The sequence below is a fragment of the Pseudomonas sp. fls2-241-R2A-110 genome, from assembly GCF_030209165.1.
GTDB lineage: Bacteria > Pseudomonadota > Gammaproteobacteria > Pseudomonadales > Pseudomonadaceae > Aquipseudomonas.
Window position 1 is genome coordinate 108,053 of the sequence record NZ_JARVSN010000027.1, and the last position, 16,502, is coordinate 124,554.

Genomic DNA, 16,502 nt, shown 5'->3' on the forward strand with positions numbered 1-16,502 from the left:
TGGGTCAGGTCATCGGAGAACTGAGACAGCTGCTGCACACCCTGCGGCCACATAACGGATATGTAATTTGCGCGCCACCTTCATGAAAGGTTCGGATTGTTACTTTGATCTCGTTAGTTAATTAAACGAGGAATCAAATATGAAACTTGCACAACTGAGTGCGTTTGCAGCAGCGTTGGTGATGTCTTCCGTTGTTTTGGCTGAAGGTGGTGGCGACCGAGCCTTTGAAAAAATGATGGCGGCCAATGACCGCTCGATGGAGGCGTTTGTCGCCAAAGAACAGGCGCGTGATCCCGTCGTGTTGGCTGAGAAGAAGGACGACAAGACCAAGGACTTGTAAGCGTGTCGAGCGACCCTTCCTTGTCGCTCATCTGCGAGATCTTTAATGCCTTCCATCAGTTCGGAAAAATGTCACGCACCATAGTGCGATCTCTTATCAGCGGATATGTTCACGTTTCAACGACTGGCGCACGGTTTTCAGAATCGCCAGCTCGAAGGCGTTGTGTCCGGCGTTGAGAAGCCGGCATCGTAGCGGCTGGTGCCGCCGAAGCCAGCGAACGCTGGCCATGCCGAAGGTATCGCTGATGCCTTGGATCACTTCAGTCTGGGCATAAAGCGAAGGCGCTTCGTCCGCGGTTGTGAAGAAGTACTGGTTTACGTGGTAATGCAACTCCAGGCGGACAGCGCGCACGGCTTCGTCGTCAACGAATGCTTCGAGTGCGCTCGGCTGCATCGATTGTCCGCTCAATTGCAATGTCGCCCTTAACCAGTGGAGGGCCGCCTGACGCTGCTGGATTGCGCAGCCATTGTTCAGGACCTGGTAGATCGCGCCGGCACTGACGGCGCATGCCCCATGGGCAATGGCCGACAGGCCGCCATTCAAGGTTTGATCGTAGGCACTTACGTTGGCTGCAAACGGCACGAATACTGAGACCAGTGTGGTTTTCAGAACGGCCTCTGGATAGCGTTGCTGGTATTGAATGGCCAGCCAGCTGCCCCACGAGACGCCGAGCATGCTGATCGTTTCGAACCCCAGATGCTGCCGCAGGGCTTCGATGTCTTCGATGCAAAGCCTTGTGTCGTTGTGTTCGAGTTCGCCATGGGGAGCGGAGCGCCCGCAGCCACGCTGATCGAACAGAATAATATCGAAACAGCGCTCATCGAAGAACGCCAGATGACGTCTGTCGCTGCTACCCCCCGGTCCGCCATGCAGGAAAAATATCGGTTCGCCACCTGGTGTGCCGTGTCGCTCCCAATAGAGTTGGTGACCGTCGCCAGTCGAGAAGTAGCCACTGTTCACCATTAGGCGGGTGTCCTCAGCCTGTAGAACTGAAACAATTCCGTGTGGCCGGGACGGGCCGCTACGCTGGATATCAGTTCAAGCTTGAGCATCTGAGCCATATAGGGCACGGCGATCAGCACCGGCGTATGGCCGAAAAGGAGAATCGTGCCTCCCGGTTTAACGGCGGCTGCCATATCGAGGAACGCTTGCTGCGCGTCCTTGCGCGTCATCACTTCGGCATTGAGGAAACGCAGGATCAGCACATCGCATTGAATACCTGTTGTCGCAATGTGGCTGGCATCGGCCAGGTAGAACCGGGCGGCTGAAGTGCCATGATGCTTTTTGGCATATTCGATCATCGACGCTGAGCGATCAGACCCCAGGCATTGGCGATCCGGGAGTTCGCCAGCGAGGTGCGCGATGAACTCGCCCGTCGAACACGCCGGGTCATGGATCACCGCGCCGGGAGATGACAGGGAATTGATCAGGCTCGTGCAATGCTGGCGAAAATGCAGTTCGTCAGCATCCAGCTGCGTGGCGAGCAACTCAGTATATTGCCAGTACTCGGGCGGGCAGACGCACTCTCGGCCGCTGTCATCCATGGCAGGAAACGGAAATCGCACTTCGCTGCCCGACTGTGTCAGTGCGTTATGGAACGCGGTTTCTTTCTCCTGTGCAGATACTGCCTGGAAATAGATCACGGCGCCTTGATTGCCCCAATGCCATTCCGCCAGCGGTCCGAGCAGCATCCAGGGTTGGAGCACGCTGCTGATGTGCCAGCCGACCGTCTCGCTGTGTTGCAGGACTTTGCGGCCGACCCATTCGTTGTCGCCGATACGCAGGAAAAACAAATGGTGCAGGCCCGAGCCGAAGGGTTCGATGAAGCTGTCGAGCTCGCCCGGCGATGCCTTGCGCCGGAGAAATGATCGAGCGAGGCGGTGTTCTCGATGAAGGGCAGGGGTCATGTTGCCACTCCCGGGTTCCTTTGCAGGCGCCGTCCTCGTGCCTGCGGTATCACCACATTGCCGCTGGACACCACAAAAAAACGCTCCAGCCCCGGAATGACGACGTTGACCAGCGTGGTCCCCAACGGCGTCTGATGCAGTTCGGTGACCCCCAGCGCACGCCCATGCTGGTGGAGATCTTCTGCCAGCCAATTGATTTGCTCGGCCAACGGTCGCTCATTGAAAGTTTCGGGTAATTCGACCGTGAATTGCTCGCACTGGGTAAGCAGTGGATACAGATCGAATTGTAGGCAGCGGAGCAGGCGAGGAAATTTGCTCAAATGCCGTTGCGCATTACTCAGGTAGTGTTGCAGTTCTGGCTCCGAGGCCCCGTGATGCAGTTGGACGAGTTCGGTCAGCGCCCGCCACGCGCCATGTCGGGCGCTGATCGAGGTACCGCTGCCGAACACGCGAGGATGGGGACCAGGTTCGGTTGTGAACGCCAGAAAGGTGCGTGGCAGGAATTCAGTGCTGATGTCGATCAGGATTATTTCCGCTCCGATCTCCGCTTCGGCGTCCGACCACAGTTGACCCAATTCTTCGTGATCTGCCACGCGCCCAACCCGGCGCAACACAGGCCGGTTCTCGTAGTAAAAATGCTCCAGCAGAAACAGCGAGACCGCATCACGCTCGATGCATTCATTTGCCGCATGCAAGACCGCTTCGTCGTAACTCGCGCCAATGGCAGTTCCACTGTTAGAGGCATATCGCCGTAATACGCCGTAGTTCGTAGTGTCTTGTTCCAGTGGCCGGCGTGAATAGTCGGGTGTGCATAGCGCGACGGGGTAAGAGAATGAAGTTTTTTTGAAAAAATCTGTATAAGTTCTACAGGCTGTCAAGGCATCGGCTTGGTCGATGAGAGTAGAAAGAACAGTGTCATCGATAAATAGTGATGAGTCGGAAAAGTAGTGCGGGGCGATGCAGTGAATATCGCAGGAGCTGAAGTGATCACTTAGGTAATGTTCCAGTGTTTCGTAAAGTGCGCCTACCTGGGCGTGATGGAGGTAACCTTTTCCCGCCGCTCTGGCGACGCCCTGTTGATTGCCAACACTAGCCGAGACATGCACCGCGACAATCTTTTGTCCGAGTGTGCGGGGTTCTGCGCGAATCCCCAGGGTTTCCAGTTCGGCGTGAATCCTCTTTTCAGCCTGAGCGAGGGTGAGTTCTCGTTCTGCACGTGTAAAGTTATCCATTGTTCCCTCCCTTGAAAAACGGGGGGCATTTGCCCCCCGCTTTCTTAAACGGCTTCCAGTTCTGCCTGTTCATCCTCGGTCAGTTGCAGTTGTTCAATTTGCTCTGCTGTGGGGGTGTCCTGTTGTTTCAGATCGATAACTTTATTTGCGTTCCAGCTGACAAGGTAACCCATAGGTAAACTCTCTTTATTGTTGGATAGTGGCGTGCTTAATCAAGCACGGAGCAACTGTATAAGTTGGAAGTTGGGCGGTCAAAAATGACGGGAAGTTACAGTGTCGTCGTTTTAGGTGTAAGGAAACACAAACACATTAATCCGCGATTGACGACTTTGTTTCGTAAACAGGGGCGGACGCCGAGTAAACACCGTATTCGCTGCAGCGATGGGGGAAATGGGATGTGGGAAAACTCAGAGAGTTGGGTAGCCGAATCGCAATGATGAGTTTGTTTTCGTTCTTTTACAGGTGGTGCGCGGAGATTTTTCCTACCGCGTTTGAAGTTTCTTCAGACGGCGATGCGTGTTTACCCCTCAAATTCAACCGGTAGAAGTCTTTGCTTTCTGCACAAATGAAAACGCCCCGAACACGTCGGGGCGTTTGCTTGAGACCACCTTCAGTGCTTTTTCAAGCGCTTGGCATTCCTTGAATAACCGCGACCCGTTGAGGGTCGCGGTTTCTTTAGTGTTCTAGATGTCTCAGTTTTTGCTGCTTTTTACGATAGAAAACATCATTCCTGTGTAACGAGTCGTCGTCGCTGAGTAATTGAGGTCGCCAACCTTGCGCTTGGTTGGTTCTTTAGAGTCGAAATTTTTGACAGACTCATGGAAAACGTCCATGACCATTTTTTTGTTCTGATCCACTGGGATGCCAGGGTTGAGTGCTTCAGTGATCGCAAGCAGAACAGCAAATATCTGAAGTGACTGCTCCTCATTCGGTGAAATGGCAAGCATCACCATGTCCACGTTGCCGTCATTTTTATCGATGGTTCCCATCATCGCCAGGTCCTCGCTGAAAGCATGCGAGAACGTGTCGGTGGCCCCACCCGTCTGAACTTCAAAGTCGGCAGTTTTGAATTCCTTGTTGTATCGACCTATAGCGTCGTTGAACGCGTTATGGAACTCATTGACAGTCAAACCCATGGAGTTTGCGGAACGGTTGGCGTTTGCTTCAACAGTTGCCACGGACTCAAAGCCTTGAGTTTTGGGGTTGAGGTAGTCAACAAGAGCAGAGGCAAGAAGCATGAAGCCCAACCCACCCATGAACAAGGTCCATCGTGTCGGGACCTTGCCGGTTTTTTTGCTCTTGAAAACAGTCGGCGCTATCAGCCCGACAACCGCCACCACCAAAGACAGCAATCCAAACAACGCCACCAGCCCTATTAGTACGACCACGATTCATTCCTTTTGATTTACAGCTTTTAAGTGATGCCATTCTAATGTCGCGCATCTGAAAAGCCACGGCGATGTATTCGTCCCGGCGCCTGGCCGGCAGCACGTCAAACGAACGGTGGCCACCGTTGCGCCCGTCACCGGTATCTAGCTTCAGGTCAATCATTGCAAATGGATCAACACTGACCCGGACAGTGCCTTAGGTAAAGTCGGATTCGAACGTGCTACGGCGTGGGTTTTATTGTTCGGCGGGCAAGGGCCTGCCGGCATGGTTGCCGGGTGACATCGTTACAAGCTGCGGATAACGCCAAGTTGATGCGGGAATTACAGATTTGTCAGATGTTGAACATGCCGACGCCATCGCGAGCAGGCTCGCTCCCACATTGGTCAGGATGGGGCTGATACATTCATGTGCGCAGATGTGGCTTCTAGCTTTCGTACGTATCTAGCTGGTTGTCTGACAGAGAGGTATCGATGTCATTTGGAAATACGAGTTTGCCCTTCATGGCACCGATCCGTTTAACACGCGTTTTTTTCAAGGTGATTTTGCCTCGGCGTTCTTTGGCTATCGCATCAAGGCCATCCATCAACTCTAAAAAAATAGTCCGCTTCATGGTTCTTGGATCTCCACTCGATAGGTGATCTTCAAAGTTAGCTTCAAATGCCTTCTGCGGAATGTCAGCCATTGCTCAACGCTTTGCAGGCAAATTCCTAAAAAGGAGAGGGCATTCAAGATAGAAAGATCGCAGCCTGCGGCAGCTCTTACAGAGCGCACACCATTCCAATGTAGGCGCCAGTCGCGGTTGGCGGCTTCGATTGACGTGTCGGAGCAATCCACAGCACTATCCAACCATGAATGCCCAATATCGAATGACCATAATGTGCTCCTCTATGACCGCTTCCGGCGGGCCATAAGGTCATACGTGCTCGGCATTTGACGTGTTACCCAAAGCCCCGCCAGAGATGGACGGGGCTTTTTCATGCCCTGTCCGTGCATGGCTCATGGAGAGAGAGATGTTCGAGATCAGAAGATCCACCCCAAGCGACGCCCAGGTTGCATTTGACATCCGTCGGTTAGCTATTCGACATCAATGCATCGGTGCCTACAGCGAACAGCAAATGCTCGACTGGACCAAAGGTTCGGCCGAAGACGGCTACGACACGCTGATGGACAAGCACTTCTATCTGGGCTGCGTTGAGTGCGAGCCCGTGGCGACCGGCATGCTCGATCTGGAGCACCGTGAAATCGGTGCAATCTTCATTCGCCCGGATTTCATGCAGCGCGGGCTGGGCAAGCGTGTTTTGTGTTTTCTTGAAGATCGGGCGCGGGATTTGGGGCTGACCGAGGTATGTCTTGATGCGACGTTGAATGCCGCTGATTTCTATAGGCGCTGCGGATACATCGGGGAGGGGAGTGCGATTTACCAGTCACCTTCAGGTCTGCAACTGGCCTGCGTGCCGATGGTGAAAATACTCTAATGGCCCAAAAACAAAAACGGCACCCGAAGGTGCCGTTTCTGTTTTCTACCGAGTATCGACTAAACGATCAACCCGCCAGGCCCGCCTGCTGAACCAGCACCAGCAATGGCTGCGGATACAGACCCAGGAAGAACGCCAGTGCGGCGATGGCCAGCAGCATCACGCCGCCTGCACGTTGTTCCCAATGCAGTTGCGCATCGTGGCGACGCAGGTTTGGCTCGATCAGGTACAGGGTGACCATGACGCGCAGGTAGTAGAAGACGCCGATGGCGCTGCCCAGTACCAGGGAGCCGACCAGCCACCATTGATGCGATTCGACACCGGTGGCGATGATGTAGAACTTGCCGATGAAGCCCGCGGTCAGCGGGATACCGGCCAGGGACAGCATCATCACGGTCAGTACGGCAGTCAGGTACGGACGGCGCCAGAACAGGCCGCGGTACTCGTACAGGGCATCGGCGTCACGACCGTTGTACGGCGAGGACATCAGCGTGATCACGCCGAACGCGCCGAGGCTGGTGATGACGTAGGTGACCAGGTACACGCCGATGGCTTCCACGGCCAGACCCTTGCTCGCCACCAGGGCGATCAGCAGGTAACCGAAGTGAGCGATGGACGAGTAACCCAGCAGACGCTTGAGGTTGCTTTGGGTCAGTGCCAGCAGGTTACCGAACAGGATCGACGCGATGGCGATGATGGTCAGTACGTCGCTCAGTACACCGCTGCTTGCCGCCGGGGAGATCTGGAACAGACGCACCATCACCGCGAACACCGCGACTTTGGAGGCGGTGGCCAGGAACGCCGCCACCGGAGCCGGAGCCCCTTCGTAAACGTCCGGGGTCCAGAGGTGGAACGGCACCAGCGACAGCTTGAATGCCAGACCGATCAGCATCATGCCCAGGCCCAGTTGCGCCAGCGAGCTTGGCAGGCCGGTGGCCGCGAGGGCCTGGCCGATGCCAACGAAGCTCAGGCTACCGGAGTCGGCATACAGCAGCGCCATACCGAACAGCAGGAACGCGGAACCGGCGGCCGACAGCACCATGTACTTGATACCGGCTTCCAGCGAACGCTTGTTGAAGAAGGCGTAGGCCACCAGACCGTAGACCGGTACCGAGAGCAGCTCCAGACCGACGAACAAACCGGCCAGGTGTTGCGCGCTGACCAATACCAGGCCGCCAGCGGCAGACATCAGGATCAGCAGGTAAAGTTCTTCACGGTTGCCCGGGTAACCCGAACCGCCATCGCCGAGGTAGGCGTGGGCGAGGGTGACACAGGCGAGGGTGGCGACCAGGATCAGCGCCATGTACAGGCAGGCGAAGGTGTCGATCTGCAGCAACGGAGTCACGGCCAGAGGCGCGACTTTCAGGGCTGGCAGGATCGACAGCAATGCCAGGTTCAGACCTGCCACGGAAATCAGGAAGGTCTGCGAGTGGTTGCGGCGCCAGGCGATTGCCAGCATCACCACGATGATCGTGGCGCTGGTGATCAACAACGGCGCAAGCGCGATAAAGTGTTGAGTCGTGAATTCCATAGCGCTCTTACCGGGCCGAAGCGAGTTGAGTGAAGGCGGAGCCAAGCCACTGCTGCACGCCATGCATCGTCGCGGCAGAAGTGTCGAGGAACGGCTGCGGGTACACGCCGATGTAAATCAGCAGCGCCGCCAGGCCAACCACCATGATCAGTTCGCGACCGTCCATGCCATGCAACACTGCGTCCGATTTGGACGGGCCGAAGTAGGCACGGTGGATCATGATCAGCGAGTAGACCGAACCGAACACCAGGCCCGACGTTGCGATAGCGGTGATCCACGGCGCAGCGGCGAAGGTGCCGATCAGGATCAGGAACTCACCGACGAAGTTACCGGTACCCGGCAAGCCCAGGGACGCAGCCGCGAAGAACAGGCTGATGGCGGGCAGGTAAGCGATCTTCGACCACAGGCCACCCATTTCACGCATGTCGCGGGTGTGAGTGCGCTCGTACAGCTGACCACTGAGGATAAAGAGTGCCGCCGCCGACAGACCGTGTGCCAGCATCTGCATTACCGCGCCCTGCAGCGCAAGTTGGCTGCCGGAGTAGATGCCGATCAGCACGAAGCCCATGTGGGAAACCGAGGAGTAGGCGATCAGACGCTTGATGTCGGTTTGCGCGAACGCCAGGAAAGCACCGTAGAAGATCCCGATCAGACCCAGGGTCATGGCGAACGGCGCGAACTCGGCCGAGGCATTCGGGAACAGCGGCAGGGCGAAACGCAACAGGCCGTAAGCCGCAGTCTTCAACAAGATACCGGCCAGGTCGACGGAACCTGCGGTCGGTGCCTGAGCGTGAGCGTCAGGCAGCCAGGAGTGGAACGGCACGACTGGCAGCTTCACCGCGAACGCGATGAAGAAGCCGAGCATCAGGATGTACTCGGTGGTGAGCGACATCTTGGTTTTCAACAGATCGGAGTAATTGAAGGTAATTACGCCGGTGGCGTTGAAGTTGACCAGCACCAGACCCAGGATCGCCACCAACATGATCAGGCCGGAAGCCTGGGTGAAGATGAAGAACTTGGTCGCCGCGTAGATCCGGGTTTTCTTGCCGTCCGAAGAGCTGTGACCCCAGAGCGCGATGAGGAAGTACATCGGCACCAGCATCATTTCCCAGAAGAAGAAGAACATGAACAGGTCGAGGGCGAGGAACACGCCGACGACACCGCCCAGGATCCACATCAGGTTCAGGTGGAAGAAGCCAACGTGACGCTGGATCTCTTTCCACGAGCAGAGCACCGAGAGGATACCCAGCAGACCGGTCAGCAGGATCATCAACAGCGACAGGCCGTCGAGGGCCAGGTGCACGCTGATGCCGAAGCGCTGGATCCAGATGTGCTTGAACTCAAGCGCCCAGACCGGATCGGCGCCAGGCGCCGGAGCAAATGAATAATTACCGTGGGCCCACAGCCAGAGGCCGAGCGCGAGTTCCAGGGTCATGGTCAACAGCGCAATCCAGCGGGGGAGGGTAGCGCCGAAGCGCTCACCCATCCAGCACAGCAGGCCGCCGATGAAGGGGATCAGGATTAGCCAAGGCAGAATCATGACGGGCTCAATTCCTTTCGCAAGTTCGCAAGGTTCATATTCAGACCGCTACCAGCACGATGGCGCCGATGACCAGCACGGAGCCGGCTGCCATCGATGCCGCGTACCAACGCAGTTGACCGGTTTCGGTACGGCTCAGGGCGGTGTGACCGCCTTTGGCCATACGCGGGATCAGACCGATGGTCTGGTCGAGCGGGTCTTTGCGCAGTGCGTGGCTGATCGCAAGGTATGGCTTGACGAACAGTTTGTCGTAGATCCAGTCGAAGCCCCAGGCAGCGAACCACCAGGCCGAAAGGAAGCGGCCGATGCCGCTGTTGGCGATTGCAGTGACGAAACGACGCTTGCCGAGGAACAGCAGCGCGGCCAGCAGGATACCGGACAGGGCAATGGCGCCCGAGGCGATTTCCAGACTGTGCTTGGCTTCGCCGCCGGCATGACCAACGCTTTCCGGCAGCACGCCGTGCAGCGGTGGAACGATCATGGCGCCGACGAAGGTCGACAGCACGATCAGCACCGACAGTGGCAGCCAGTGAGCGATGCCGTGACCGGCGTGCGCTTCGGTCTTCGCTTCACCGTGGAACGTGATGAAGATCAGGCGGAAGGTGTACAGCGACGTCATGAACGCGCCGACCAGACCTGCGTACAGCAGACCGTGGTTGCCGCTGGCAAACGCTTCCCAGAGGATTTCGTCCTTGGAGTAGAAGCCTGCGGTCACCAGTGGCAGGGCAGACAATGCCGCGCCGCCGACGATGAAGCTGGCGTAGGCCAGCGGCAGTTTCTTCCACAGGCCGCCCATCTTGAAGATGTTCTGCTCGTGGTGGCAGGCAACGATCACCGCACCGGAGGCAAGGAACAACAGTGCCTTGAAGAAGGCGTGGGTCATCAGGTGGAAAATCGCGCCATCCCATGCACCAACGCCCAGGGCCAGGAACATGTAGCCGATCTGGCTCATGGTCGAATAGGCGAGGATACGTTTGATGTCGGTCTGAACCAGTGCGGCAAAACCGGCCAGCACCAGGGTCACGCCACCGACAACGCCGACGAGGTGCAGGATGTCCGGCGCCAACGCAAACAGGCCGTGGGTACGGGCGATCAGGTAGACACCGGCGGTCACCATGGTTGCAGCGTGGATCAGTGCCGAAACCGGGGTAGGACCGGCCATCGCATCCGCCAACCAGGTTTGCAGTGGCAGTTGCGCGGATTTACCGACAGCGCCACCCAGCAGCATCAGGGTCGCCAGGACGATCCAGAAGTCACCGGACTGGAAGTGCTGAGGTGCCTTGACCAGCAGCTCCTGAATGTTCAGCGTGCCCAACTGTTGGAACAGGATGAACAGGCCGATGGCCATGAACACGTCGCCGATACGGGTGACGATAAAGGCTTTGAGTGCCGCGTTGCCGTTGTTGCGGTTGCTGTAGTAGAAACCGATCAACAGGTACGAGCACAGGCCCACGCCTTCCCAGCCGAAGTACAGGAACAACAGGTTATCGCCCAGCACCAGGAACAGCATGCTGGCGATAAACAGGTTGGTGTAGGCGAAGAAGCGCGAGTAACCGGCTTCACCGCGCATGTACCAGGACGCGAACAGGTGGATCAGGAAGCCGACGCCGACGACCACACCGAGCATGGTCACGGACAGGCCATCCAGGTACAGCGCGAAGTTAGGCGTGAAGCCTTCCACCGCCATCCACTGCCACAACACCTGGGTGTAGTGGCCGCCTTCCGGCGGGGCGACGTTGAATTGCCAGATCACGTAGGCCGCGACGATGGCAGACAGGCCGATGGAACCGACGCCAATCAGCGCCGACAGGTTTTCCGAAAAGCGACCGCGTGAGAACGCCAGCAGCAGAAAACCTATGAGAGGGAATACGAAAGTCAGATAGAGAAGATTCATCCGCGCATCTCGCTGGCAGCGTCGATATCGAGAGTGTGGAAGCGGCGATACAGCTGCAACAGAATCGCCAGGCCAATACTGGCCTCGGCGGCTGCCAGGCTGATCACCAGGATGAACATGATCTGTCCATCCGGCTGCGCCCAGCGGCTACCGGCAACGATGAACGCCAACGCGGAGGCATTCATCATGACCTCCAGGCTCATCAGCACGAAAAGAATGTTGCGCCGGACCATCAGGCCGACCAGACCGAGGCAGAACAGGATGCCGGCGACCGCCAGACCATGCTCCATAGGGATAGCAGGCATCGTCATTGCTCCTTGGCTTCGTTGCGGCCCAAGTGGAACGCCGTGACGGCTGCCGCAAGCAGCAACATCGAGGCGAGTTCGACCACCAGCAGATAAGGACCGAACAGGCTGATGCCCACGGCCTTCGCGTCGACGGTGGTGTGGCCGACGGCCTGACCGGTCTGGTGGCTGAACAGCACGTACAGCAACTCGGCCAACAGCAGGGCACCGAGAATCACCGGGCCGAGCCAGATGCCGGGCTTGAGCCAGACGCGTTCTTGCTGAACCGAGGCGGGCCCCAGGTTCAGCATCATCACCACAAACACGAACAGCACCATGATGGCGCCAGCGTAGGCGATCACTTCCAGCACACCGGCAAACGGTGCGCCGAGGGCGAAGAACGTCATCGCCACGGCAATCAGCGAAATGATCAGGTAGAGCAGGGCGTGCACAGGGTTGGTGTGGGTGACCACGCGAAGCGTGGAAACCACAGCGATACCCGATGCGAAATAGAAAGCGAATTCCATCTTTCTTCCTTAAGGCAGCAAGCTCTTCACGTTGATCGGTTCGGCTTCATTTTGCGCGGCGCCTTTTGGCTTACCGGCAATCGCCATACCTGCAACACGATAGAAGTTGTAATCAGGGTTTTTGCCGGGGCCGGAGATCAGCAGATCTTCTTTCTCGTAAACCAGGTCCTGACGTTTGAACTCGGCCATCTCGAAATCCGGTGTCAGCTGGATCGCGGTGGTCGGGCAGGCTTCCTCGCAGAGGCCGCAGAAAATGCAGCGCGAGAAGTTGATGCGGAAGAAGTCCGGGTACCAGCGACCGTCTTCGGTTTCGGCTTTCTGCAGCGAGATGCAACCGACCGGGCACGCCACGGCGCACAGGTTGCAGGCTACACAACGCTCTTCGCCATCAGGGTCGCGGGTCAGGACGATACGGCCACGGTAGCGCGGCGGCAGGTACACGGCTTCTTCCGGGTACTGCAGCGTGTCGCGCTTGCGGAAGGCGTGGCTGAAAATCATCACCAGGCTGCGAAGCTGGGTGAAGAAGCCATGCACGATGTCAAATATGTACTTCATGATTCTCTATCCTCACTGAGCCGCGACGGCGGGCGTGTTGAGCAACACGATCGCAGCGGTCACCAGCATGTTGACGAGGGTCAGCGGCAGGCAGAACTTCCAGCTGAAATCCATCACTTGGTCATACCGTGGGCGCGGAATCGAGGCGCGCAGCAGGATGAAGATCATGATGAAGAACGCGGTCTTGAGCGCGAACCAGATGAAAGGGATCTGCGGCAGAATGTCGAACGGACCGTGCCAGCCACCGAAGAACAAGGTCACCAGCAGCGCCGAAATCAACACGATGCCGATGTACTCGCCGACGAAGAACATGCCCCATTTCATGCCGGCGTATTCAATGTGGTAACCGTCGGCCAGTTCCTGTTCCGCTTCCGGCTGGTCGAATGGGTGACGGTGAGTCACGGCGACGCCAGCGATGAAGAAGGTCAGGAAACCGAAGATCTGCGGAATGATGAACCACAGGTGCTGCGCTTGATAATCAACGATGTCGCGCATGTTGAACGAGCCGACCTGGATCACGATGCCCATCAGCGACAGGCCCATGAACACTTCGTACGACACGGTCTGTGCCGAGGCCCGCAAGCTGCCCAGCAGGGCGAACTTGTTGTTACTCGACCAGCCGGCGAACAACACCGCGTAGACCGACAGGCCGGCCATGGCGAAGAAGAACAGGATGCCGATGTTCAGGTCCGCCACGCCCCAGGTCGGGGTGATCGGGATGATCGCGAAGGCAATCAGCAGGGCGCTCATGGCCACGACCGGTGCCAGGGTGAAGATCATCTTGTCGGCAAACGGCGGCGTCCAGTCTTCCTTGAAGAACATCTTGATCATGTCGGCCGCGATCTGGAACGCGCCGAACGGGCCGACGCGGTTCGGACCGTAACGGTCCTGCCAGAGGGCGAGCAAACGACGCTCGACCCAACTCAGCAGCGCGCCGCAGACCACCACGGCGAGCAGAATCACGATGGCCTGGATGACCGAGATGATCACTGCGATCACTTCAGGAGTGAACCAAGTCATTGCGCTGCCTCCTGCAGACCATCAACGGTTTTGCCAAAGATCGCGGGCGGAATGCCGGCGATACCGGCCGGCAATGCCACCAGGCCAGCACCCAGCTCTTCGTTGATGCGCAGCGGCAGACGCAAGGTCTGGCCAGCAACGTTCAAGCTGAGCATGGCGCCGTCATTGACACCCAGGCGGTCGGCTTCGGACTTGGCCAGCGACACGTAAGCGGCCGGAATGCGCTCTTGAACCGGTGCGGCTTTGGAAGAGTTTTCTTCGCTGCCGAACAGGTGGAAGAACGGCACGACCTGCCAGGTGCCCGGCGCCGGGTTGAACGCACGTGGAACAGCGGCGAACCAGTTCAGCGAATCACCGGTGCTTTCGATCAGGCGGGTGCCCGGATCGCCAGCGCGGATGTGACCACCGACTTCGTCCTGGAACTTGTTCCAGGCTTGCGGCGAGTTCCAGCCCGGAGACCAGGCGAATGGCACTTGCTGACGCGGTTCGACCGAGCCCGAGTAGCCTTCCATGGAGAACGAGAACGCAGTGTCGTTGTCCTGGGACGTACGCGGTTCGTGCACGCTGATGTCGGCGCGCATGGCGGTACGACCGGAGTAGCGCAGCGGTTCGCGCGCCAGTTTCAGGCCTTTGATACGGAATGCGGCGGACGGTGCGGCGTCGACGATGCGCGCCAGTTGCGGCGTGCTTGCAGCCACGGCTGCGGTGACGTGGTCCAGTTGGGTCCAGTCGATCGGCTGGTTCAACAGGGTCGCGCGCAGGGCATGCAGCCAGCGCCAGCCTTCGTGAACCAGGATGCTCGCATCGAGGTAAGTCGGGTCGAACACCTGGAAGAAGCGCTGGGCGCGGCCTTCCTGGCTGACCAGCGTACCGTCGCCTTCAGCGAAGCTGGCGGCTGGCAGAACCAGGTGCGCGCGATCGCTGGTGGCAGTCTTCTGATGGTCCGCGACGATCACCACTTTCGCGGCGTTCAGGGCGGCATCAACCTTGGCTTTGTCGGTGCGGGTGTACAGATCGTTTTCCAGCACGACGAGGGCGTCGGCACGGCCGTCGATCACCGCTTGCAGGGCGTCGTCGACCGAGTCACCACCGAGCATGGCCAGGCCGAGGCTGTTGGCCTCTGGCACGATCAGGCTGATGGAACCGTTCTTCTCACGTAGCTTCAAGGCTTTGGCAATGTTCGCGGCGGCTTCGATCAGTGCTTTGGAACCCAATGAGGTGCCGGCAATGATCAATGGACGCTTGGCCGCGAGCAGGGCGTCGGCGATGCGCTTGGCCAGTTCAAGGGCTTCAGCATCCAGGCCTTCGACGGCCGGTGCGCTGGCGTCCAGGGCGTGAGCCACGGCGAAACCGATGCGGGCCAGGTCGTCCGGTGCAGCGTGAACGCATTCTTCGGCGATGTCGTCGAGCTTGGTTTCAGCCAGGCTGGCGATGAACAGCGGGTTCAGCGCGTGCTGACCGATGTTCTTCACGGCGGCGTCGAGCCACGGCTGAACGCGCATGGCGTCGGCCATGTCTTCGGCTTTGCCCTTGACCGATTGACGCAGGGACAGGGCCATGCGCGCAGCGGTCTGGGTCAGGTCTTCGCCAAGAACGAAAATCGCGTCGTGGTCTTCGATGTCGCGCATGTTCGGGATCGGCAGCGGGCTGTCTTTAAGCACCTGCATGACCAGACGAATGCGCTCCAGCTCAGCGGCTTCGATGCCGGAGTAGAAGTGCTCGGCGCCAACCAGCTCACGCAACGCGTAGTTGCTTTCGAGGCTGGCACGCGGCGAACCGATACCGACGATGTTGCGACCGCGCAGCAGGTCAGCGGCTTTATCCAGCGCTTCGTCCAGGGTCAGCTTGGCGCCGTTGGCCAGCAATGGCTGACGCGGACGATCCTTGCGGTTGACGTAGCCATAGCCGAAACGGCCACGGTCGCACAGGAAGTACTGGTTGACCGAACCGTTGAAGCGGTTTTCGATACGACGCAGTTCACCGTAGCGTTCGCCCGGGGAGATGTTGCAACCGCTTGAGCAGCCATGACAGATGCTCGGCGAGAACTGCATGTCCCACTTGCGGTTGTAACGCTCGGAGTGAGTCTTGTCGGTGAACACACCGGTCGGGCAGACCTCGGTGAGGTTGCCGGAGAACTCGCTTTCCAGGGTGCCGTCTTCAACGCGACCGAAGTACACGTTGTCGTGGGCGCCGAACACACCGAGGTCGGTGCCGCCAGCGTAATCCTTATAGAAGCGCACGCAGCGGTAGCAAGCGATGCAGCGGTTCATTTCGTGGGAAATGAACGGGCCCAGTTGCTGGTTCTGGTGAGTGCGCTTGGTGAAGCGATAACGGCGCTCGTTGTGGCCGGTCATCACGGTCATGTCTTGCAGGTGGCAGTGACCGCCTTCTTCACAGACCGGGCAGTCGTGAGGGTGGTTGGTCATCAGCCATTCAACGACGCTGGCGCGAAACACTTTCGCTTCTTCGTCGTCGATGGAGATCCAGCTGCCGTCGGTCGCCGGCGTCATGCACGACATGACGATCCGACCACGCTTGTCGTTCTCGTCGGTGTACTGCTTGACCGCGCACTGGCGGCAAGCGCCAACGCTGCCAAGGGCTGGGTGCCAGCAGAAATAAGGGATATCGAGGCCTAGCGACAGACATGCCTGTAACAGGTTGTCTGCCCCATCGACTTCGAGCTCTTTGCCGTCTACGTGGATAGTGGCCATGGTTCAAAGTTCTTCGTTGGCCCGGTGTCAGCGGGCGTGGCTAATGGAATCTTGTTGTTCGCGTGAATCAAAACAGCCGCTTGCGGCGTCATCACAC

Annotated in this window: 16 protein-coding genes; 2 read left to right on the top strand and 14 right to left on the bottom strand. The window is 58.3% G+C overall.

What is annotated here, in order from left to right; translation table 11 throughout:
- Window positions 1-139: 139 nt before the first annotated feature.
- Complete coding sequence (locus tag QRN31_RS22690) at window positions 140-340, top strand: co-regulatory protein PtrA N-terminal domain-containing protein (protein ID WP_285434682.1); 201 nt, start codon at window positions 140-142, stop codon at window positions 338-340.
- A gap of 96 nt (window positions 341-436) precedes the next feature.
- Here the strand turns inward: QRN31_RS22690 and QRN31_RS22695 are convergent, their stop codons facing one another.
- The 6 genes from QRN31_RS22695 to QRN31_RS22725 all read right to left on the bottom strand — a co-directional run bounded on the left by QRN31_RS22695 (window position 437) and on the right by QRN31_RS22725 (window position 5,550).
- Window positions 437-1,303, bottom strand: a complete 867-nt coding sequence (locus QRN31_RS22695) for an alpha/beta fold hydrolase (protein ID WP_285434683.1) — start codon at window positions 1,301-1,303, stop codon at window positions 437-439.
- Window positions 1,303-2,247, bottom strand: coding sequence for a class I SAM-dependent methyltransferase (locus QRN31_RS22700; RefSeq protein ID WP_285434685.1), 945 nt, complete (start codon window positions 2,245-2,247; stop codon window positions 1,303-1,305). Before QRN31_RS22700 ends, QRN31_RS22695 begins: the two co-directional genes overlap by 1 nt.
- Complete coding sequence (locus QRN31_RS22705) at window positions 2,244-3,479, bottom strand: YcaO-like family protein (protein WP_285434687.1); 1,236 nt, start codon at window positions 3,477-3,479, stop codon at window positions 2,244-2,246. Before QRN31_RS22705 ends, QRN31_RS22700 begins: the two co-directional genes overlap by 4 nt.
- A 44-nt stretch (window positions 3,480-3,523) precedes the next feature.
- Window positions 3,524-3,652, bottom strand: coding sequence for a hypothetical protein (locus tag QRN31_RS22710; RefSeq protein WP_269458062.1), 129 nt, complete (start codon window positions 3,650-3,652; stop codon window positions 3,524-3,526).
- 519 nt (window positions 3,653-4,171) lie between these two features.
- Window positions 4,172-4,867 (bottom strand): hypothetical protein, encoded by a 696-nt coding sequence (locus QRN31_RS22715; RefSeq protein ID WP_285434688.1) that lies wholly within the window; start codon window positions 4,865-4,867, stop codon window positions 4,172-4,174.
- A 425-nt stretch (window positions 4,868-5,292) separates the two neighbouring features.
- Window positions 5,293-5,550: a hypothetical protein gene (locus QRN31_RS22725; RefSeq protein ID WP_285434690.1), complete on the bottom strand. Its 258-nt coding sequence runs from the start codon at window positions 5,548-5,550 to the stop codon at window positions 5,293-5,295.
- Between the two features lie 328 nt (window positions 5,551-5,878).
- Here QRN31_RS22725 and QRN31_RS22730 point away from each other — a divergent pair, with 328 nt between their 5' ends.
- A complete protein-coding gene (locus QRN31_RS22730; RefSeq protein WP_285434691.1) occupies window positions 5,879-6,343 on the top strand; it encodes a GNAT family N-acetyltransferase in 465 nt (154 codons plus the stop codon).
- 67 nt (window positions 6,344-6,410) lie between these two features.
- On the opposite strand, the gene nuoN is transcribed toward QRN31_RS22730, so the two are convergent.
- Genes nuoN through nuoG form a run of 8 tightly spaced genes read right to left on the bottom strand, consistent with a single transcriptional unit; the run spans window position 6,411 to window position 16,405 of the window.
- Entirely contained in the window at window positions 6,411-7,874 is a 1,464-nt protein-coding gene (gene nuoN / locus QRN31_RS22735) for an NADH-quinone oxidoreductase subunit NuoN (RefSeq protein WP_090185674.1), read from the bottom strand.
- 7 nt (window positions 7,875-7,881) lie between these two features.
- On the bottom strand, window positions 7,882-9,414 hold the full coding sequence (nuoM, locus tag QRN31_RS22740) for an NADH-quinone oxidoreductase subunit M (protein WP_285434693.1): 1,533 nt from the start codon (window positions 9,412-9,414) through the stop codon (window positions 7,882-7,884).
- Between the two features lie 40 nt (window positions 9,415-9,454).
- Window positions 9,455-11,308: an NADH-quinone oxidoreductase subunit L gene (gene nuoL / locus QRN31_RS22745; RefSeq protein ID WP_259156484.1), complete on the bottom strand. Its 1,854-nt coding sequence runs from the start codon at window positions 11,306-11,308 to the stop codon at window positions 9,455-9,457.
- Entirely contained in the window at window positions 11,305-11,613 is a 309-nt protein-coding gene (gene nuoK / locus QRN31_RS22750) for an NADH-quinone oxidoreductase subunit NuoK (RefSeq protein ID WP_007946416.1), read from the bottom strand. The genes nuoL and nuoK overlap by 4 nt, the downstream gene beginning before the upstream one ends.
- A 2-nt stretch (window positions 11,614-11,615) precedes the next feature.
- Window positions 11,616-12,119, bottom strand: a complete 504-nt coding sequence (gene nuoJ, locus QRN31_RS22755) for an NADH-quinone oxidoreductase subunit J (protein WP_259156478.1) — start codon at window positions 12,117-12,119, stop codon at window positions 11,616-11,618.
- A 9-nt stretch (window positions 12,120-12,128) separates the two neighbouring features.
- The gene (gene nuoI, locus QRN31_RS22760) at window positions 12,129-12,674 is read right to left on the bottom strand and encodes an NADH-quinone oxidoreductase subunit NuoI (RefSeq protein ID WP_197678900.1); all 546 of its coding nucleotides are present in this window, start codon (window positions 12,672-12,674) and stop codon (window positions 12,129-12,131) included.
- A gap of 12 nt (window positions 12,675-12,686) precedes the next feature.
- Window positions 12,687-13,694 carry an NADH-quinone oxidoreductase subunit NuoH gene (nuoH, locus tag QRN31_RS22765; protein ID WP_046032492.1) on the bottom strand — a complete coding sequence of 336 codons (1,008 nt, stop codon included), beginning with the start codon at window positions 13,692-13,694 and terminating at the stop codon, window positions 12,687-12,689.
- Window positions 13,691-16,405 carry an NADH-quinone oxidoreductase subunit NuoG gene (gene nuoG / locus QRN31_RS22770; RefSeq protein ID WP_285434694.1) on the bottom strand — a complete coding sequence of 905 codons (2,715 nt, stop codon included), beginning with the start codon at window positions 16,403-16,405 and terminating at the stop codon, window positions 13,691-13,693. The genes nuoH and nuoG overlap by 4 nt, the downstream gene beginning before the upstream one ends.
- Window positions 16,406-16,502: the final 97 nt, after the last annotated feature.